20 protein-coding genes are annotated in these 18709 nt (G+C 60.9%); 8 read left to right on the top strand and 12 right to left on the bottom strand.

All coding sequences use genetic code 11. The annotated features are described in order from the left end of the window. Nucleotides 1-62 precede the first annotated feature (62 nt). The 11 genes from QCE69_RS36110 to QCE69_RS36160 all read right to left on the bottom strand — a co-directional run bounded on the left by QCE69_RS36110 (nt 63) and on the right by QCE69_RS36160 (nt 11454). Nucleotides 63-896 (bottom strand): PRTRC system ThiF family protein, encoded by an 834-nt coding sequence (locus tag QCE69_RS36110; RefSeq protein WP_309935777.1) that lies wholly within the window; start codon nt 894-896, stop codon nt 63-65. Then, nucleotides 893-1564, bottom strand: coding sequence for a PRTRC system protein A (locus QCE69_RS36115; protein WP_309935706.1), 672 nt, complete (start codon nt 1562-1564; stop codon nt 893-895). Before QCE69_RS36115 ends, QCE69_RS36110 begins: the two co-directional genes overlap by 4 nt. After that, the gene (locus QCE69_RS36120; RefSeq protein WP_309935707.1) at nt 1561-2292 is read right to left on the bottom strand and encodes a PRTRC system protein B; all 732 of its coding nucleotides are present in this window, start codon (nt 2290-2292) and stop codon (nt 1561-1563) included. Before QCE69_RS36120 ends, QCE69_RS36115 begins: the two co-directional genes overlap by 4 nt. A 13-nt stretch (nt 2293-2305) precedes the next feature. Further along, complete coding sequence (locus QCE69_RS36125; RefSeq protein ID WP_309935708.1) at nt 2306-3445, bottom strand: PRTRC system protein F; 1140 nt, start codon at nt 3443-3445, stop codon at nt 2306-2308. A gap of 99 nt (nt 3446-3544) precedes the next feature. Further along, on the bottom strand, nt 3545-3781 hold the full coding sequence (locus QCE69_RS36130; protein ID WP_309935709.1) for a PRTRC system protein C: 237 nt from the start codon (nt 3779-3781) through the stop codon (nt 3545-3547). 9 nt (nt 3782-3790) lie between these two features. Beyond that, nucleotides 3791-4279 carry a PRTRC system protein E gene (locus QCE69_RS36135; RefSeq protein ID WP_309935710.1) on the bottom strand — a complete coding sequence of 163 codons (489 nt, stop codon included), beginning with the start codon at nt 4277-4279 and terminating at the stop codon, nt 3791-3793. An 86-nt stretch (nt 4280-4365) separates the two neighbouring features. Beyond that, nucleotides 4366-6033 (bottom strand): PRTRC system ParB family protein, encoded by a 1668-nt coding sequence (locus tag QCE69_RS36140; protein ID WP_309935711.1) that lies wholly within the window; start codon nt 6031-6033, stop codon nt 4366-4368. Nucleotides 6034-6210: 177 nt separating this feature from the next. Continuing rightward, on the bottom strand, nt 6211-6909 hold the full coding sequence (locus QCE69_RS36145) for a hypothetical protein (RefSeq protein WP_309935712.1): 699 nt from the start codon (nt 6907-6909) through the stop codon (nt 6211-6213). A 318-nt stretch (nt 6910-7227) separates the two neighbouring features. Beyond that, the gene (locus QCE69_RS36150; protein ID WP_309935713.1) at nt 7228-7476 is read right to left on the bottom strand and encodes a hypothetical protein; all 249 of its coding nucleotides are present in this window, start codon (nt 7474-7476) and stop codon (nt 7228-7230) included. Further along, nucleotides 7477-10596 (bottom strand): SNF2-related protein, encoded by a 3120-nt coding sequence (locus QCE69_RS36155; protein ID WP_309935714.1) that lies wholly within the window; start codon nt 10594-10596, stop codon nt 7477-7479. Nucleotides 10597-10659: 63 nt separating this feature from the next. Continuing rightward, on the bottom strand, nt 10660-11454 hold the full coding sequence (locus QCE69_RS36160; RefSeq protein WP_309935715.1) for a hypothetical protein: 795 nt from the start codon (nt 11452-11454) through the stop codon (nt 10660-10662). A 524-nt stretch (nt 11455-11978) separates the two neighbouring features. Here QCE69_RS36160 and QCE69_RS36165 point away from each other — a divergent pair. The 8 genes from QCE69_RS36165 (at nt 11979) to QCE69_RS36200 (ending at nt 16282) form a co-directional block, all read left to right on the top strand. Beyond that, the gene (locus QCE69_RS36165) at nt 11979-12416 is read left to right on the top strand and encodes a hypothetical protein (protein ID WP_309935716.1); all 438 of its coding nucleotides are present in this window, start codon (nt 11979-11981) and stop codon (nt 12414-12416) included. A 26-nt stretch (nt 12417-12442) separates the two neighbouring features. Further along, a complete protein-coding gene (locus QCE69_RS36170) occupies nt 12443-12772 on the top strand; it encodes a hypothetical protein (protein ID WP_133246985.1) in 330 nt (109 codons plus the stop codon). Beyond that, nucleotides 12753-13949, top strand: a complete 1197-nt coding sequence (locus QCE69_RS36175; RefSeq protein ID WP_309935717.1) for a DUF1173 family protein — start codon at nt 12753-12755, stop codon at nt 13947-13949. Before QCE69_RS36170 ends, QCE69_RS36175 begins: the two co-directional genes overlap by 20 nt. Before the next feature lie 52 nt (nt 13950-14001). Further along, on the top strand, nt 14002-14523 hold the full coding sequence (locus QCE69_RS36180) for a hypothetical protein (RefSeq protein ID WP_309935718.1): 522 nt from the start codon (nt 14002-14004) through the stop codon (nt 14521-14523). Continuing rightward, nucleotides 14520-14837: a hypothetical protein gene (locus QCE69_RS36185; protein ID WP_309935719.1), complete on the top strand. Its 318-nt coding sequence runs from the start codon at nt 14520-14522 to the stop codon at nt 14835-14837. The genes QCE69_RS36180 and QCE69_RS36185 overlap by 4 nt, the downstream gene beginning before the upstream one ends. Nucleotides 14838-14891: 54 nt before the next feature. Continuing rightward, on the top strand, nt 14892-15284 hold the full coding sequence (locus QCE69_RS36190) for a hypothetical protein (RefSeq protein ID WP_309935720.1): 393 nt from the start codon (nt 14892-14894) through the stop codon (nt 15282-15284). A 120-nt stretch (nt 15285-15404) separates the two neighbouring features. Continuing rightward, nucleotides 15405-16070 carry a Lar family restriction alleviation protein gene (locus tag QCE69_RS36195; RefSeq protein WP_309935721.1) on the top strand — a complete coding sequence of 222 codons (666 nt, stop codon included), beginning with the start codon at nt 15405-15407 and terminating at the stop codon, nt 16068-16070. Nucleotides 16071-16141: 71 nt separating this feature from the next. Beyond that, nucleotides 16142-16282, top strand: a complete 141-nt coding sequence (locus QCE69_RS36200; RefSeq protein WP_309788864.1) for a hypothetical protein — start codon at nt 16142-16144, stop codon at nt 16280-16282. 205 nt (nt 16283-16487) lie between these two features. Here the strand turns inward: QCE69_RS36200 and QCE69_RS36205 are convergent, their stop codons facing one another. After that, nucleotides 16488-17624, bottom strand: a complete 1137-nt coding sequence (locus QCE69_RS36205) for an integrase domain-containing protein (protein ID WP_309935722.1) — start codon at nt 17622-17624, stop codon at nt 16488-16490. Nucleotides 17625-18709: the final 1085 nt, after the last annotated feature.

The following is an 18709-nucleotide window of genomic DNA, read 5'->3' on the forward strand; positions in this document are numbered from 1 at the left end:
AGCGCGAGGGAGCCACCATGAAAGACACCGCCCCACAAGAGGGGCGGCAGCGGGAGGAACGTCTAAGCGGCGAGCGCGGCCTTTCGGCTTTTCCTCGCCTTCTTGACGGGCGGCTTCGGGATTTCATATCCAAAGCGCGCCCATGCCGCAGGGTCCAACGGAATCGGATTCGTGCGCCCACTTGCAAGGTTCACGAACACGCCCGAGAACGGCACTGCACCGGTACGAAACATGGTCCACAGCATGTTGAACGCCTGGACTGCGATCGCCTGGTTGATGACCAGGGACTGCTTGCGCAGCGCCTCGGCCATCGAACACGACGGCGTTTCGTCTTTCGCATCGAGCTTGGCGTCGAGCAAATCCGGAAACAACTCACCGACATGCGGCAAGCGTTCGGGGTTTTTCTTCGCGTAGCTCTTGTTGCAGACCTGCCCAATGACCACTTGGCCGCGGTCTGTGTCGTTGCCGCAGTCGAGGTAATAAACCCCGCTCGTTTCCGCCGCGCTGACAATCGCGCGCCGGGCGGCACGCGTATCGACACAGCCGATCACGAGATCCACGTTGTAGAGCGGCTCGCCTGCACCGAAGCGCCGCGTTTCCGCCCGCCAGTTCGTGCCCATCAGCGCGTTGAGCCGATTGACGATGAGCGAGGCTTTGTACTCACCCACGTCATTGGGATAAAAGCCTTGACGGCCGACGTTGGTCGGGCTGACCGTGTCGTCGTCGAACACCGTGCAGTCGATGCCGCCAGGGTGACCGAGCTCTAGCATCGCGTGATGCAGCCGCGCGAGGCTCGGGAGCACCGCACTTCCGGTGCCGCCAGCGCCCACCACGACCACATTCCAGCTTCGCTCGAGCATCCGCGAAGGAAGTTGATGACGGATGGCGCTTGTCATGCCACCTCCTTCAACTTGGCCGCCGCGTACCAACTGCTCGGCACGCGCTCGACGTCCTCGAAGATGCCCTTCGCGCACAACCGCATCGCCATGCTCGGAACCGATGATGCGCAGTTCCCAACGACGAACGCGAATTTCGTCTCGTGCCGGTCATCTTCGTCGTCTGTCGACGAGAAGAAGGCCGGATGAGCGCCATGCGAGTGACAGTCGATCACGCGCAGTTCGCCTGCGAGTAGCTCCGGCCGCTCATACTTTAGCGAACCGGTGCCCTGCGACAGCACTCTCACAGGTGCCAGGCGAAACTGCTTGGTCCCGACGTTCCAGACGATCCACGCACCCGTTTCAAGGGGATGCGCGGCACGTGCCATTTCCACGAACTCGCCGATCAGTTCCGGCGGCACCGCGCCACAGCGCAGCACCGTCGATTCGACCACTCGCCCGTAGGGGATCGCAGTCGGAACCGTATAGTGCGCGACGCGGCGAACGACCGACAGCCACGGCAGATCGATTTCGATAAAGACACCGTTCTCGCCGATCAACAACCGCTCACCTGCCGCCCGCATGGGCGCTACCGGCTCGCGCCGGGGAACCATAACGGTCGGAAACGAGCGTTGAAGCGCGGCGTCACCAGCATTCAAGCCACCGGCATTCGAAACACCAGCATTCATTTCAAATCTCCTTTTTTGCCGGTGATCAGATCAGCGACGGTAATGTCCATAGGGACGAGCGCCTCTTTCGGGAACTGCTCGCCGTACTTGCCGTCGAGCATTCCCTTCCAGAATGCGAACTCGCCATTCGGATGCGAAACACGTTTGTTGCCGTGATTCGGGTGTGTGAAGGCCGATTCGAAGAATCCGCTCTCCCATCCGGCAATCGATTCGATGTCGATGCGCTTGGGTACATGAGCCGAGCCGACGCAGATCCGCCCCCAGTCCCAGGTGTTAAAGTAAGGCGGTTCGTGCAGCTTCGATGCAGGCGTTGGCCGGCTGTCTTCCTGCAGCGCGAACACGGAAAACCCGTTCGAAGCTGCACGGAACACCAACCCCGGATGCGGGACGACCGCGCTGCGTCGCCCGATCTCCTGACAGTCGAAGAAGACTCTTCGCATCGCCGGTCTGCACCACCACATCACCGCCTCTTGCGAAACCGCGAGCACCGTCTCAGGCAGGAATTCCGCCTTCGGGGCCGCGTTCTGCGCCAGCTCACGCAGGCATTCGACAAGTGCTATGCGGTCGATCGGCCGTCCGGCACCGATCGTCGCCCGGCCGCTCTTGCCCGGCGTCACCGGATGAACGGTGCCGTAGACGGCGCTGCGGTCCTGACGGCCATACAGCAAGATGGCACTGATCGCGGCGAGTTCGTCGACGCGGTCCGAGCCGATATCAAGCCCTTTCATAGAAAACTCCGGTTTATGCCGCGAGACACGCGATGACGCGGTCCAGTTGGCCAAGAATGGATAAGCCCTGCGACCAGTCCGCGTACTGCTTGCGGATGGCATCAGGCGTAGAGGCAAGCGGCGTAAAGCCGTAGTAGGTCGTGCCGTCGCCGGCGCTGGCGAGGTACTCGTAGTGAGAATCGAGTACTTCACCCACGCGGCTGTCGTTGTGCACCGTGAGCGTGGCGGCTGCATACGCGCAGCGAGGCCGATACTCGTATCCGAAGAGGTCGCGATTGCCGACCCGCTGCAGCATCAGCGACAGCTTCTCCAGCTCCGCACAGATGCGACGCGTGCGACCGGAGGTGAACCGCTGAAGCCGCCTAAGCGCCGCAACGCCAAGTGCCCGTTGAGGCAGATAGCGCCGGGTTTTCGCGTGCCACCGGTAGACGTCCATGTCGTCGGGACAAAGCTGCGGACGCACAACGGAAGGGAGGTAGTGCTCGATCTCCGCTTCATCCTCGCCGAATCGGTCGGTCAGCGTCTCGCGGGCTTCCTCGTCGGTCGCTTGCGAGTCGCCGTCCCAGAACCATGAGGCGAATTCGCCCAGGAACTCGTCCGGCGTTCTGACCCACATCGTGCGTCCCGCTGCACGATTGATCAGCACGATCGCCGTCGACACCAGGCGTGGATGAACATTGCGAAGCTCGGCGGCACGCCTACCGATCTCGAAGATGCTCTCCTCCGTGATCTCGATGCCGAGATACACAGGCGAGGTCGGATTGAAGTCGCTGCTGTCTTCCTGGTACTGGACGACTTCTTGCACCGCCTGCACGTCGCACAACACGAAGTCAAAGCCGAGGCAGTCCAGACGCGGCGTATGACGCTTGGCCCACGCGAAAAAGCCGTGGGCAAGCGCGTCACCCGCGCCTTTGAACTCCGGTACGTCGCGCGGCCTCAGCACGCCCGAGTTGAACTGGGCGGCGATGAGACCGGCGACATCCTTTTCGGCTTGCCAACGCATCACTGCGCGCGTTTTGACGTCCGAGCCGATGGCCGGCAGGCTTAGAAAATCATTGGGAGTTCGACGTCGGGCAGCGGGAGCGCGTCGCGGTTGCCAAGGCTCTCCCGAGACAGCGACCTCTGCACTAGACGGGCGAGGATCGAAGAGCATTGCTCGATCTCCTTGTCATGAAAAAAAACCGCCCTTCCGGGCGGTTGCTGATGAGAAAGAGCCAAGTCCGGATCGGACAGGGCTTTGAGGAGATCGCGCTTACGCATGGACGCGGCAGGGCATGACTGCACCCTTGGCACCGGCCGCGCGCACGAACGTGAAGCGCATGACATCGCCCTCCGTCGTGGGTCCGTCGATCGCCGCGGTCGTCAGCTCCGGGTACTGCGCGGAGTAGAGATCACGGACATCGTCGGGCGAGAACGTCGGCCCGGGATCGGGGAACGTCACGCCGTTGTAGACGAACTCGCGCGTGAGCTTCGCAACTTTGATAGCCATGTCTGCTCCTTAGTCGAAAAGCGATGCGAGGTTGGTGCCGGTGTTAGCCGGTTCCGCCGATGCCTCTGCTGCGGACGATGCCGAAGACGCAGTCGGGGCGGTGCTCTGCCCTTCAGCGTCGGCACTTCCGTCGTCATCATCGTTGTCCGCATCGATGCTCGATCTGCCGGGTGCAGGCAAAACAGGCGTGCTTCCGCCCTTAGCCAGCGTCTTGGTCGCCTTCGAGACTTGCGTCGTCTTGGCGGCCTCGAGGATGGCGGTGGTCGCAGCAACCTGCTCGGCGAGCGACGCGTGCGCGCCGGTGTAGGCCACGAGCGCGTCCACGAAACCCGCTTCCAGCTCAGGCGCCGTCGCGGTGAGCGCGAGCGGCTGAAGCATGGCGGCGTCTTTTGCCGTGCCTTGCGGCATGACGCAGACAACCATCTCTTCGCCCTTCATCTGCAACGACAACGTGAGCTTCGTGCAGTGACGCAGAAGCGGTTCAATAGCTACGAACATGGAAACTCCCGAAAAGAAAAAAGACCGCGCAGAGGCGGTCTATAAAGGATGGAAAACTACGATCGATGCACGGGGACGCCGCGCAACTAGAACTTGAGCACCTTCGGGATCTTGCCCGTGTAGTCGAAGCCATCGACCGCCAGAAGCGCGTCGATGACTTCGGACTTGGACTTGCCCAAGACCTTCTTGAAGTTGTCGCCGAGCGCGGCACGAATGCCGAGTTCGTCAGCGACCACCATCATTTCGGACTTCGTGATCAGCTCCAGAAACTCCTTGCAGAGCTTCCAGTGCTTCGCGAGATCGAGGTGATGGTGCATGCACAGACGGGTTAGGTACTGGACGTCGAGGCCTTGAATCGCGGCGACCGTCACACCGGTGACCGCGTGCGCGAGCTTCGTATCGTCAGCGGCAGCCGTCGAGGCAGCCGCTTTCGTCACATCGCCGGACCCGACCTGCTCCTCGGTGAGCTTTTCCCAGATGCCGGAGAGCGTCTTTTGGTCGACGCAGCGCATCTGGTCGGACAGCGCGATCGCAACGAGGTATCGCTGGGCAAGCGCAGGATCCGCACCCACCTCACGGCGCAGGGCTTTCCGCCACAACGCCACACGATACTGTTTGATCTTGTCCGACTCCGCCACCACCGTCGCCGGCGGATTGCTCGTCGTCGATGGTGCGGCCGCGCCCTTCGCTGCTGCGGGCGACGCTTTCGCGCCGGCCTTGGCTGCCTCGGGCTTCGGCTGCGTCGCGGATTTCACCGCTTGCAGTTGCGCCGCCACCTTCTTCATGTTGCAGACGGTGTCAAAGCACTGGCCGCGATAGACCTTGCCGATCGAGTCAGGCAGACCGCTCACCGCCGCGCCGTAGTTCTGGCACGCGTGACACGCCTTTGCCTGCTCTTCGCCGACGCCCTTCGGGCCATCGACTGAGAGTTGCACGCGCGTGTGGTTGTCGCCAGCACGCACGATGCGCACGACCGGATATTCGTCGCGCAGGCCGGTGGCCGTCACTTCGAGCATCTTTTCGGTCTTCTCGTTGTAGCAGGTGCGGTTGGTGCAATTGCCCGTACCGATGGATTCACCGAACATCTCGCCCTGCGTGGACGAATTGTGCGGGCATCCGGCGCAGTCGGCCTTGTCGAAGATCGCGGCCGCCAACGAACAGGCAACCTGCTCGATGGTTTTCTTGACCTCAGCGACCGCCTTGCCCTCCTTGATGATCACCGGCAGCAGCTTGTCCTGCGTCTCTTTGGGGAGCGCAGCAAGCAGCTCGGCGTGACCGAGAAGGATCTGTCGGGTGCTCAATGCATCGAGCACGGCAGTGCTGCAGTTCATCAGCGCAAGACGCTTATCCAGCGTCGCACGCGACCAACCGAAGATGCGCGCGACTTCGTCGCGATCGCCCTTGCACAGCCCGACTTGCTCGGCTGCCGCAATGGCTTCTTCGGCCGGCGACATGTCGGCCCGCTGGATGTTCTCGATGATGGCGAGCTGCTTCGCTTCCACCTCATCGATGTCTCGAACGACGACCGGGATTTCATAGTCTTCGCCGTGCGCCGCAAGCGCCGCCTTGTATCTGCGGCCGCCAGCGACGAGGCTGAATCCACCGTCAGCGAGCGTGCGCACGATGACAGGCTGGATGACACCCTTTTCGCGCACAGACGCGGTCAGCTCTTCCATCTCCGCCGCATCGAAGTACTTGCGGGGATTGACGCTGACCTGGATTTGCTTGAGGGAGAGAGTAGGCTGTTGTTGCATGGCTGGGCTCCTGAGAGGGAACCTGCCCCCTTTGGGAGTGGTTCCCAAAGGGTTGAACAACGTGGGCTGACTGACGTCAGCGCGGGGTCGATGCGTCTCTGACGCGGGTGATGGAGCAACAATAGCGGTTTACTTTGCGAGCACGCCACGCAAAAGCTCACGAATTCATGCCGTCTTTCATAGCCAGGCGGGTCTCGGCTCATTCTCATCAGCATCCAGCGGCTTGCCTCGTGTCCACGCAAGGCGATGGACCGCGACGAGGTCCGCCGCTAGCCGCTCCGAATCGGCAGCCGACAGCGCGAGGCTGATCGACCGAACATCGTCGATGCCGACAGCCACTTTTACGACCAAGGTCACGTCGCGATAACCCGGCGCGTCGAGCTTGCTGTCGTACTGGCACGAATGCACGACGTCGTCGTCCGGCAGCGGCGTGTGCGCCGGCTCGTCAGCAAGCCCCCATCGTTTGATCATCGCCTGCCAACGGACCTCGCCATTCGGAAAGTAGCGGTGCACTTCGGTCGCGTGTCGACTGTCCAGTCGCAGAACCTGGATGCAGTGCTCCATCAGATCGTCGTCGAGTCGTCGAAAGTCCGTGAGGCTAAAGGGGAAGTCGAAGCCGTTGTAGAGGCCTGCGAGAAACTGAGCGGCGACGCGCGCCTGCCCTGAGCTGCCCTCCGCCACCTCAACGAGATCGGCGAGTGAGTCCAGGCTCGCGTCGCGATCTTGAGCGCGTATCTCTGCCGCTCGCTGCGCAGGCGTCACTCCGCCCGCCGCGGCCGCCAGGAAGTCGTCAACGGTCTCTTTCAGCGCTGCCGCTAAATGCGTTGGGACAGTGAAGGCGATGGATTGGGTGCTGGGTGTTGGCGAATTACTCATTGCATTTGCAGTAGCGTAGTTGGCGCTTCAAATCGCGCCTGCCCGCATGATGCCATGAGTGAAAAAGTGCGCCGGCAGAACGCCGGCGCCCAAGACGGCCGGCGCATACGAGGGGGACGCCATACCGCGAACGGAGCGTATTTCCTGCGATGCGCAAATGATGCGGCGCAGCGAACACTGCCGCTCGCGATGGCGAAAACACGCCGACGCGTGGCCGAACGGTCGTCTGATCCCGGGTACAAGGTCGAAAAAAAACCCGGCTCGAAAGCCGGGTTGATTAAAGGGTGTGACGAGCGGCACCGAGGATGCCGCTGTGTCTTATGCCGCAGCGCCAGTCACGGGCGGCAGCGATCGTGACAGCAAGGTCGTGACTGCGCCCGCCAACGTCCACTCGCCGAACTGCTGCTCATGGCTTTCATGAACGAGGCGGTCGAGGCACAGCACCTCGACGCCATCGACTTGTACCTTGTTTAGGACTTTCGCCAGCACCGCGCGATTGGAGCCTTCACGTTTAACCGTGACGACGCCCTCCCCGATCACCACAAACACATTCGAGTCTTTCGGCATTTAAGCTGCCTCCTTCAGAAGTTTGCGCATGTCGCCCGCGGTCTCGGCCGCCAGCAATGCGAGGTCATCGACAAAGCGGTCCAGCAACGAATCCATATGCAAAAACGTCTCGTCTTCAAGTTCCGGCGTCGCCCAGTCCAGCCCCGCCTGCGTCGCATCACGTTTGTGCGCGACCATTTGGTCCTGATACTCGTCGATGCTCCCCGGGAGATGAAAATAGACCACCTTCAACACGCCCTTCCGGTTCCATCGCAGCGCGCGCCGCATCGCCTGATACTCGATGCGCCACGTCCACGAACGGTCGTAGAAGAGGATGTAGTCGGCGTTCGGCAGGTTGTAGCCCGCGCGGCCCGATGCCTTGGTAGCCATCAGTCCGGTTGCCAGTCCGCCCAAGAATCGCTTGTCCTTATCGGCCACGCGACGCTTGATCGGTATCTCGCCGTGAAACGGCACCGTCTGCACACCGTGCGCATCCAGCTCGCGCGCTAGAAGATCGAGCACGCCCGGATTCTCGGCAAACACGATCGCTTGCTTTCCTTCCGCCGCGATCGCGCGCATGCGCGCGACAATTGCGCGTTGCTTGCTCGTCAGCCCGCCGATGTACTGCACGCCATCCATCCCAAACTGCGGGTAATTGGCGGAAAAGTGAACGGCACGGATACGAGCTAGGATCGTGACTAGGTTGCACGCTTTCTTGTCATCGCGCGATGAGCGGTACCAGTCGGCGAACTCGTCGGCAGCGCGGAGATACGCGGCCAAATGCCCGCGATCCCAATCGACCGTTTCCACCTCGAACTGCGGTGGTTCGATCTGGACGTAGCGCGACACCTCGGGTTCTGCGACCAGCCGCCGCTTGATGTGCGGGGCGAGCATCGCCCGGTACAGGTGCAGCTTACCGATCTTGGGCACCTCGCGTTTCGCCCCATCCTGCAGGCTCTCCGCGAATTGCCACGTGACCCACTCCAGCACCACGAAGTCATCCCTGAATCGATCGACGCCACGCATGGCGTACTCCACCGAATTCATCCAGTTCTGCTCCAGATAGCCCAAGCGATAACCATACGGCTGAGCCGCCGTTCCATCACCGCCAGAAAACGCGATCAAACCGAACGCATCTCTCGGGTAGTTCGGAATCGGACTTCCCGTCAAAACAAACCTTCGCCGCGCCGAAAGCTGCCAAAGCGCGCGGCTCTGGTCGCTCGTGGGATTGGCAAGGCGCTCGCCTTCGTCGGCTACCAGCAGGCCGATGCGGCGACGCAGTCGATGGGCATACGTCACGCGCGCCGAAGCTGCCTTATCGACCGGCATGCGCAGGCGCTCATACGAGATAAGGTTAATCTGCCGGAGGTCGTTAAGGTCGGCCGCCGATTCGATTACCTTCACCTGCTCAGCCGAGATAGGCAACTGCCCCACCTCCTTGAGCATTTCCTCGATGAGCCGTGACTCAACAACGATGAGGCCGTGCTTCACGCCCGAGACGAGGATCAGCGCCAACGCGAGCCGGGACTTGCCGCACCCCTGCTCCCATGCGACGACACAGCCCGTCGGCTTGAGCAGCGTTTCGACCAGATCATCGACCTGAAACTCCCAGTCGAGCCACTGATCGACGCCGAGTGCCTTCACGCGCGACCGAAGCGCCTCGGCTTGGTCAGGAAACCGCGCGCACAGACCTTCGTGCACCACCTCCCATCCCTCGCTGACGTTCTCGACCGCAAACCGCGCATTAAGCTCGTCGACAGATAGGTGATACCCGACGCCATGCAGCGCGTATCGGTAGCGGCCGTCAGCTTCGCGATCAAACTGGACTTCGTCGCCCGCCTTAATGAGCGGACTGGCCCAGCGCGTCGCGTCGACCTTGTGGGTCTCCTTCGCGATGCCCGAGACGTGATCTCGCGATCCCGCACCGGTCGTCCACGCCACATGCCGCAACGGTATCGCCTGGCGTGCGCTTCGGCGCATGCGTCTCTCGAAGTGCTCCATGAAGCCGGGCGCGAGTTGCGGGTTGCCACCGACGCTGCGGATTCGATCGAGCAACTGATCAAAGGCCGCGACCGGATCGTCCTGCACAAGATACGTTTCCATATCCAGCAGGCCTTGCCCCGAGTAACGGAAGCCACGCGGCAACCGGTGGCCGTCGCGTGAGTAGATGCGCTTCACGAGAACCGCGTTGAGCACCATCGCTTCGTTGAAGCCACAGGCAAAGGACAAGCGAATGCGCCGGCCATCGTGCGACACCTTGACCGACTTGTCGCCCGTGACCGCACGCGTGATAAACGGCACGCTGTCATCGAGCTTCTGCAGTCGCAGCCGCGCCTCCCCGAAGGAGCGATCTTCGAAGTGAAGCCCGAGGTCCGGGCCGGGCTTCGCCAGATCGTCGACGACCGCACGCACGAAGTCGGAGGGACGATCGCGGTAGCGGTCGAACACCACAACCGCCGTGCGCACGTTCGCGCCCTCTAGCTTGAACGCGTCCGCCGGCAATTCGAACAATCCCGCCGCGCGGCGCTTCAGACGGTCGCCCTGCTCGCCCGCAACCATCGACTCGGCGGTCGTGATCGGCAGAAGCGCGACAACAACGTTCGCAGCCTCCAGCGCCTGATGCACTGCGTAGTCGTGGCTCAACGCGCTGGTTTGCGCGCCGTACCGGCCCCACGTCGTGCATTCGAGCGTCTGCAGATGCGGTGATTCGAGGTGGATCGAGAACGGCGGGTTGATGAGCGCGATATCGAAGCGTGTCGGATGGATGTGCTCCATGCCGGCCTGCCGGAACTCGCAATGAAACCCCGCGTCCTCGAACACCTTCTGGCACTGTTGGATGACATCGGCGTGGACGTCGACGCCGTACACGGCATGGCGTTCCGGGTCTGCATACTGAAGCAGCCTACCCGAGCCGACCGAGTTATCGAGGATGCGGATAAGCCGATCGACCTTCCAGCCGCTGATAAAGCTCCACATGAACGCCGCAATGGCGTCCGGCGTGAAGAACTGCCCGAGGTGCTGACGGCGCGCCGCGGCCAGCTCGCCCTGATGGGCAATCGACGGCGCCTGCGATCCCAGACTTCTGATCGCACGCAACGGCTCATACCAGTCAGGCTCAAAGGAAAACAGATCTCTCTGCATGAATTGCCTCTAGAAATAAAAAGACCCGCCGGAGCCGGTCGAAACGATGGGGAGGTGGATGCGTCAGTACCGGTCGCGCGAGGCGAGGTATTCCGCACCAAACTCACTAATGAAGAGGGACAGCGCGTCGCCCACGTCGTGAGCGAACTTGAACTGCCACTTGTCGTTGAACATGACGATCTCTAGCCCCGTGAACGACAGTTTTTCGCGGGTGGAAAACGTCAGCCGGTGAACGCTGAAATTGCGCAGTTGCATCGCCAGCGCGCCGAACTGATGCTTCTTCGCGAAGGTCGCCAGGCCGTCGAAGGTTGAGACCACTGCTTGCTGAGACGAGTAATAAACCTCGCGTTGACCCTTTGAATGAAAGGACGATTGAGAGGTAACGCGCTTTTCCAGGATGACCGCGCTGCTGGTGCGCTTGATCTCGGTATCGGGCTTGAGCCAGAAGCCGTCAATGATGGCCTTGGCTGCCTGCTCGAACGCGACGCGCTCGCCAGCTTCACCGCCGAACATTCGCTCGAGGTGTCGCCAGAAGCCGTCCATGTCAGGGACGTTGCCCTTCCTCAGATCTTCCTCAACGTCGAGGCCACATCGGTCAAGTTCGCGATGCTGGTCGATCTCGATTCTGCCGCCGGCGGGCGCGAACTTGCGGCTTGCCTCCATCACGAGCCGGGACAGCAGCCGTCGGCAGAACGTGTTGAGCTCGCGCTCGACTTTGTATTCGCTTCGGGCTTCCATCGCCGAATACTCAGTCATTCCGTCCGCAAAGACGTCGCGCTCCGCTTGAACCACCGCGCCGTAGGCCGCTGCTGCTGCCGTTTGGGCCGTCTTGAACTGCTCGATCAGCTGTGTGTACATGCGATTGCTCCAAAAGGTGAGCAGGCGCACGCCCGCGAAGGGGACATGCCCCTGCGGGTTGAGATAGGAAAATTGATTGCGCGGTGAGCTTGTGAAGGCGCCGCAACGTCGATGCGCGAGATGCGCGGGTGATCGACAAACGATACCTGCTGGAGATTGCTCATACAGGCAGAAAGACGAGCATTTGATGGTGCCTCTCGCCAAACGCTTCCGAAAGATATCCCCAGTTTCTCTGGATAAGCCTGGGGATAACTATTTCGGCTGCAATCACCGGTCGGGAGTGCGGTCCTGGCGCTGGTGCCGACCAACGCTATCCGGATAGCAGCCGTTTCGCGAAATGACGCATAAAAACATATAGCTTTCGCCCGCGCGCATTACGCCGCGCTTTCGGCTCATCGATCAAACAGTCCATTCGGCTGGCAAAAGACGCTTCATTCGGGGCGTCTTTCGGACACCGTCGCGGGCGGCGTCCAACGAAAATTGAGCACCGAATCAGCAATGCATAAAAAACGATCACCGACGTTATGAAGCTCAGTCACATCATCACCGTCGCCATACTCTGCGCATCCGCTGTTAGCTCCATAGCAGGGGTCGGCTTGGTCGCTCGCCAATTCACGATCGAGCGCACCGCTGTGCAGGTCGTCGTCAACACGGCGGTCGTTGAACGCATGCAGGGTGTTTCCGACGCAGTCGGATATCTGTCAGCGGCGGACCAACAAGCGTTGCTCCAGAAATATGGCTTTTCCGATCGCGATGCATTCGACAAGGCGTTGCGAGATAGGCGTCGGGAACTGGGCGAGGCGCAGCAAGTGCGGGCGGACACGCTCAGGGCCAACGACAAGCGTTTGGCGGGCTTGCTGGCTGCGTGCGCCTTTGCAGGCATCGCAGCGCTAATGGGCGCAATCGCCACCTACGACATAGCGGCCACTCGGAAGCAGCGGGTGGCGGACGTCACACCTTAAGGCGGTTCGGCCGCTTCTTCCCAACGATGAACTTGATTGTTGTCAGCTTCGAAGATTTCACTCGAGATCCGGCGGGCGCGCGCGCTGACTCGACCCCGTGCGCAGGCTTCCCGGACAGCTGGCTCGACGCGTTGGTCGGAACAGGTGAAGTTTTCTCGCGCGATTACGCGGCGCCCGGTGCGGTATCGACCGTTGGACTCCATTTCCCGAGCAGCGACCATGCCGAGCAGTTTTGCCTGTGCGTTCGCAAAGCGGCGAGTCTGCTAGGCACGCGCGCTCACGTTCACAAGGTTCCGATTGAGCAAGCGCACTCGACGTTGCGCGAGGTGAAGGGGTATGACGCTCGTTTCATTTGACGGCATAACCGTAGCGCTCACTGAGGTTCAAGACAACCCCGCAAAGTACGCGCGAGCGCTCGAGCGAGCCAAGAAGGTCCCGGGGCACGCCGTTTGCCGCTGCCTGCCAGAATCGCCGAGGGCGCCCTTACGTCTAGTCATCCGGCGTTACGGGGCACTTTTCCATCTCGCAAGGTGGCCTGACGACGCCAAGACTTGCTCGTTCTATCGCGCGGTGTCCCAGCCAGACAGAAGCAGCAGTGACACGCTGGCCGCGATTCGCACCATTGCTGGTGGGCTGGACGTCAAGCTGAGCACTTCGCTGTCGGTCCGCACCGTTGGTCCATCGAGGCGGCAGTCATCTGACCAGACCTCCGGCGGCACTTCGCGCCGCGCTGCGCCGCTGCTCGGCTTCCTGCAACGAGCATGGGAGGATGCAGGACTGAACGAGTGGGCGGGCGCGCCCTCGCGTGGGTGGGGCGCCTGCAATGCGCAACCTCTCTCCGTGCTCGGGGACGGAAAGCTTAACGGCAAATCCATGCAAGATGTGCTTCACGTCATGCGCCGATACGACGATGCTGACAGTTCGTCTGTGCTCGCCGAGTTCCAGTCATTCCTGGATCGAATAGTCACAACCCCGGCCCGGTCCGACCGCGCTCTTCTGATTGCCGAACTTCGCAGCGTCGAACCATCGAGATACGGATTCGTCGTCAGACTGCGCCAGACCAGGGAGACGTTCTTTGCGTCGAAAGCGGTGATTGACTCTGCCGCTGATTCGTTCCGGTCGGCGTGGGCCATGATCGGCGACGCTTGCGCTCGGGTGGTGACACTGGCCGTTATCGAGCGGACGAAAGAGGGCAACCTCCGGATCGTCGACTGCGCGCTGCAACTGTGCAACAGCACCTTCCTACCCTGCGACTCGAGCTTCGAGGTTGCAATGGCGAACCGGCTTGTGGCGCAACGCCGTCGGTTCGTAAAGCCCATGCGGCTCGAACCGCAAGATGCGATGCTGCCCGACTTCAGGCTGACCGATACGAACGTGCCCACAGCGATAGAGGTATACGGGATGCAAGGCAACGCGCAATACATGGCAAGGAAAGCCGAAAAACAGGCGTTGTACGCGCGTGAAGGTACGCCATGCGTCGAATGGGTGCCACCCAACGATCTGGCTTCAGTTCGACTTCCCGACGGAGCTTGACACGGCGCTTTGCCGCGATAGCGTGAGCGCATCTATAACCGCCGAAGGCCCCATGGACTCGAACTCTTTTTTCCTCAAGCGCGCAGTCGCGCGTGATTCCGACTGGCAGGTGAGCTATCCGGCACTGTCGATGGCGAGCTCCATCGACGCGGTCGACGAGCGGCGAAAACAGATCGTCGTCGCGGCCGCGGACGAGACAGACTTGCGCATGGTCTTCTTCAGCTCGCTCGGTGCAATCCTGGATTTCCAGGCTTCCTGGACGGAAATCGACGCGGGCGCGCGTGGCTGGCTCGCATTCACGATTCGTTGGAACCGATGGTGGTTGCCGAGCGTCCAGGACGCTCAGTGGATTGAACACAATGGTTTCGCGCCGACCGACCTTCGTTTTGTCAATCGGGACGTCGAAGGCGGGCCAACTGACACGACGTCGTTCCGCCGGTATCTGGACGCGGTCGAGGTTCAATACCGTCGCGACGAAACAGTCTCGCGCGTTTTGTTCCCTGACGGCTTGTACCGCGGCGATTCAGCGACGCACCTTCACGTTGACAGCCAGCATCCTTCACTGCCCGAATGAGTCGCGTCATCCCCTTCAGGCGCGTTCCGGTCATCATCGAGAAGCGCGCATTGCGCCCGGGTGTTTGCGCTCATCGCCGCATCCGGCTCGAAACTCACGGCGGCGTCGTGACTTGCGTCGATTGCAATGCAACGCTCGCGCCCTTCTGGGCGCTGTCCATGCTGTCCGAGCAGTACAGCCTTGCTATGTCTCAGATCGAGCGACTGACCACCCGGCTATCCCTCGCCGACGCTCGAGTGCTTGAACTGTCTGCCGAACTTGACGCATTCGCTCGGAAAGAAAGCCCTTCAAATCCGTCGTCTACCGAGCCTTGACGGGATGCCGAAAGATGGTGCAATAGCCTCATCGGCAACCTTATTGAATGCATCATGAAACAGACGTTTTCGTGCGGTCACACCGGCAAAGGGAAGTATTGCCACGCATGCGCAGCCGCAGAAAAGCAAAAAGCAGAACAGCGCCTTGCCCTCGAGCAAAAGCGCGCGGCAAAGCAGTCACACGCCGACGATCCCATCGACCTGTCCATCGTCCGGCACCTGGCCGCAGTCCAACGAGAAGCCAGGGAGCTGCTCGGGAAAGTCAGTAACGGCGTGCACCCGTTGTCGCTCGATGGCAAATACCTGAGATCGACTGCCGGCAAAGTACTATCAGTCCCCGTCGGCCGCTCGTATCGGCTCCTTTTCGACGCGCCGTCGCTTACGCCCTTACGTCTCGTCAGTCACGAGCAGTACAACGCAATCGCGGCAAGTCGCGTAGCGGCTTAGATTGTAAGCTTTTGTTAAGGTCGGCGTTTCCCACTAATTCGGCGAGAACGGCCGTAGCTATAATGCTTCACGCCAACTTTTATTCGCCGGGCCTCGGCGAGCGCCCCGGACCACGCTGCCATGACTGACGAGTTGTTCCCCTGCGACCATTGCGGTGGAAAATGGGCCTTTGGCTATTCTCACCGGCTACTTAAACGCCCGTCCGCACCCGCTATCGACTACCTAGGCGCGGACGCGAGCGTCGCGCCGGACATGAACGATCTCGAGGCGCGCTCGCTGTATGCGATCCCGCAGGAAAAAGTCTGCTGCATTTTCTGCGAAGACTGCGGGATGCAGACGCCCTGGATTGCAATGGGGAATGACCGGCACGCCGCTCTTGAAAAGGCCGGCACTATCTGGAACGCCCGCACGAGGCGTCCGGCCGCAAAAGAGGGCGACCTCTTGAAACTGATTAGGAAAGAGCTCAGCGCCGTCGACGCTCCTTTCCTAATTGACCTGCTGGCCAGAACGGAAGGTGACTGGGAGAAGCGCGGCCCCGTTTTCGCGATGCTCGCCAGGAAGATCGTCGACAGCAAGATCACCCTAAGTGATTTTTGGCCCGTAGACACCGTCCTCAACGATGCAGCCCGCTATCGAAAACTTCAACAGTTGGCCAAACGCATTTACATCGACGGAATCGCTTCAATCCAGTTTCCGCGCATCCCCGCCACAGGCGGTGACGAAGGAAACTTCGAGAACAGCATCAACCTGGCTGTCGACGATCTGCCAGATCGAAACTGCTGGTGACTTGACTCTGCGAAACGCCGGTCATACTGAATGTAACTCGGTCGTTCGGCCGAACTCAACTGGAAAGAGAAATGTCGCCCATCCAATACATCGCTGCTGCCTATCGGTTCCGCAGCAAGCTCGCACCGCAGATCACGACCGTGCTCGCGCTCGCTGCAATCCTCACGTATCACGCGGTAACAAGCCGTCAATTGGACTGGCTGCTCGGTTAAAACCGCAAGAGACGCTATCCGGATAGCGTCACGCGCGCTGCCCTCCGCTCGGCAAGTGCATGTTTTCGTTGACAAAAATGCGTGTTACAAAACCTGCCGTATAGTCACCACCCTCTTAAACGGCAGGTTTCCTTTCATTCCAGTAAGCCACTTTGCCGTTCCGCACACGCGTTGCCGCTAGGGTCATCGGCGTAAGCAACACCTTTCAGGTTGCTGCCTCTAAAATCCGATACACCTTCTGCCTGGAGATGCCAAGAGATTTGGCCGCGGCGGAAATATTGCCTTCCGCCACAGCAACGGCGTCGCGAACTTGGTCGACCGAGACCTTCGGTGACGTGAGTTGCCGCTGGGTGAAATAGCTCGACAGGTAAGCACCGGCCTTTTGCGCTTTACTGTGGCCGGCCGCCTCTACCACGGCTTGCATCGCTTCCCGATGAAGCGCCGGATCGGCCCGCTGATCGCTGCGCTTGATCGGCGCAGGAACGCCAGCGTGCTTTTCAAACATTTGCTGCAAGAACTGGTGCCTCAGGCCGTGGCAGGTCACGCCCAATCCCGCCTTCGTCACACCATGGCGTTTGAGAACCGTATAGAAGTGGTCCCTCCACTGTGTCTTGGTATAGCCGTCGGGGATAGTTGAACCGGTCGACCTGTTCGAAAGCTGAGCAGCTTCTAGTAGCACGTCCATCTTGAACTCCATCGGCACCACACGAGCGCGACCGCCCTTTGTGCCGTGGACTACGTTGAGCTTTCCGTCTTTACGGACTGCATCTCTGGGTCTCAACATAAAACTTTCTTCGACCCTCAGTCCGAACGCTACCTGCAACTTCATCTGCACTGCCACTACAGGCTCCGTTTCCGCAATTTCCTCGAGGATTGCTACCGCGTCGATTCCCTTGCCTTCCCACGATTTATCCTCTGTCGCAACGGAGGAGCGCCGGAAGTTATGCGCGTCCAGGTCGATGTATTCCGCCATCGTCTTAACCACGGTGGGCTTATTGATCCATCTTGTGAATGCGCGGAAATACGTCAACTTGTTCTCGATGGTTCCCGGACTCTGCCCCTCTTTGTGCCACAGCGTCACGAGACCCTCGATGTGCTTTTCCCTGAGCGCATACGGCGTTTGTAGCGCGAAGCCGATCTGGCGCAGCTCGACGAACGACCGGCAAAGCGTGCGCAGTCGAAAGCTTTGCGTCTTTACTGAAAGAGGCTTAGCGCTAACGCGCGTGCGACTGTGAACACGATTTACGTTGTTGGTGAAGATGAGCTCAAGGTGGGCTCGGAAGTCGGGTGGAAGCTCGGGATAATCGGCAACGACGCCCTTCACATAGATGGTTACTGTCATGCAGATGCTCCTTCCTCGTTGGTTGATTGCAGTTTCATGGCCGCGAAGTAGATCGCTCGGCCCCTCTCGAACGCCCTCGCCAGCTCACTTGAGCGCGGGAAGGCACCCGAGACCGCGCCGGGCGCGCACGACGTGGCGAAAATCCATCCAGCTATCGCCGCATGCCGTTTTGCCCTTCGCCGAGAGCGCATGTCGTCAAATCCGTAGCTGATCGACAGCCGCCACAGAGACCACGCGACTTCAGCTTCGAAGGCGTGATCTATCAGCGTGAAAGCCCGACGTCGTTGGCTTTGCTTGGGGGCTGTCGAGCGGTGCGGTCTCTCGTTCCGAGTCGCATTGCTCTGGACCTGGCAGCGCTTCACTGCCACGGTAGCGACGCTCGGTACCTCGTCCCGCCTGGGCCTCCACACAGACAGCGCTCGCGCCAGCGCATCAGCGCCTGACGCGTCGATCACATCAGCAAGCATCAGCGCTCGCAGTCGTGCGGTACCAGCCCAGCGCATACGACGCAATTGCAACGTCGCTCGAGACGAGCTCCGATCGCGAAACGTAATTTTTCAGCGGCTCTAGCAAGCGCGTTCTCCATCTTTGCGAACGAGTCAGCGACCGTGCACATCCGTGCGCGGTGCCATTCATTGCCCATGCGCCCCAGACTTCGGGAGCCTATCCCCGAGTCATGCCGCACAGCTGCTGCGTATCCCCGCCGGGTCCTGCCTTCCTGTCCTTTAGCGATTCCATCCGATAGCCCCGCACGTGGAAGAAACGTGCATCGACCTCCGTACTGCTGCGTGCTGCCAGTCGTCACGCTTCGCGTGTTGACCGCCGCTGATTTGCTGCCGGCGCACATCCAACGCGGACCCGCTTCGCGGAATATCTCGTCGTCGTGTACTTCCTGCTGCTCCCAGCAGTCGAACCGTCGCACTAGTGAGTGTGCGATTCGGCTATGCCGCTGCTACGGCTACCGCGCCGGCCAGCAACGCGCTGTCGCGCGCCGGAGTGCTTCGTCTTTGCGACGGCACAACCTCGGCCAAGTGCTCGGTAATCTCTTTGCGCTCGTTTTTTTCCGGGTGCGCCGCCCGTTCGTC

Source organism: Caballeronia sp. LZ032, from assembly GCF_031451315.1.
Taxonomy (GTDB): domain Bacteria; phylum Pseudomonadota; class Gammaproteobacteria; order Burkholderiales; family Burkholderiaceae; genus Caballeronia.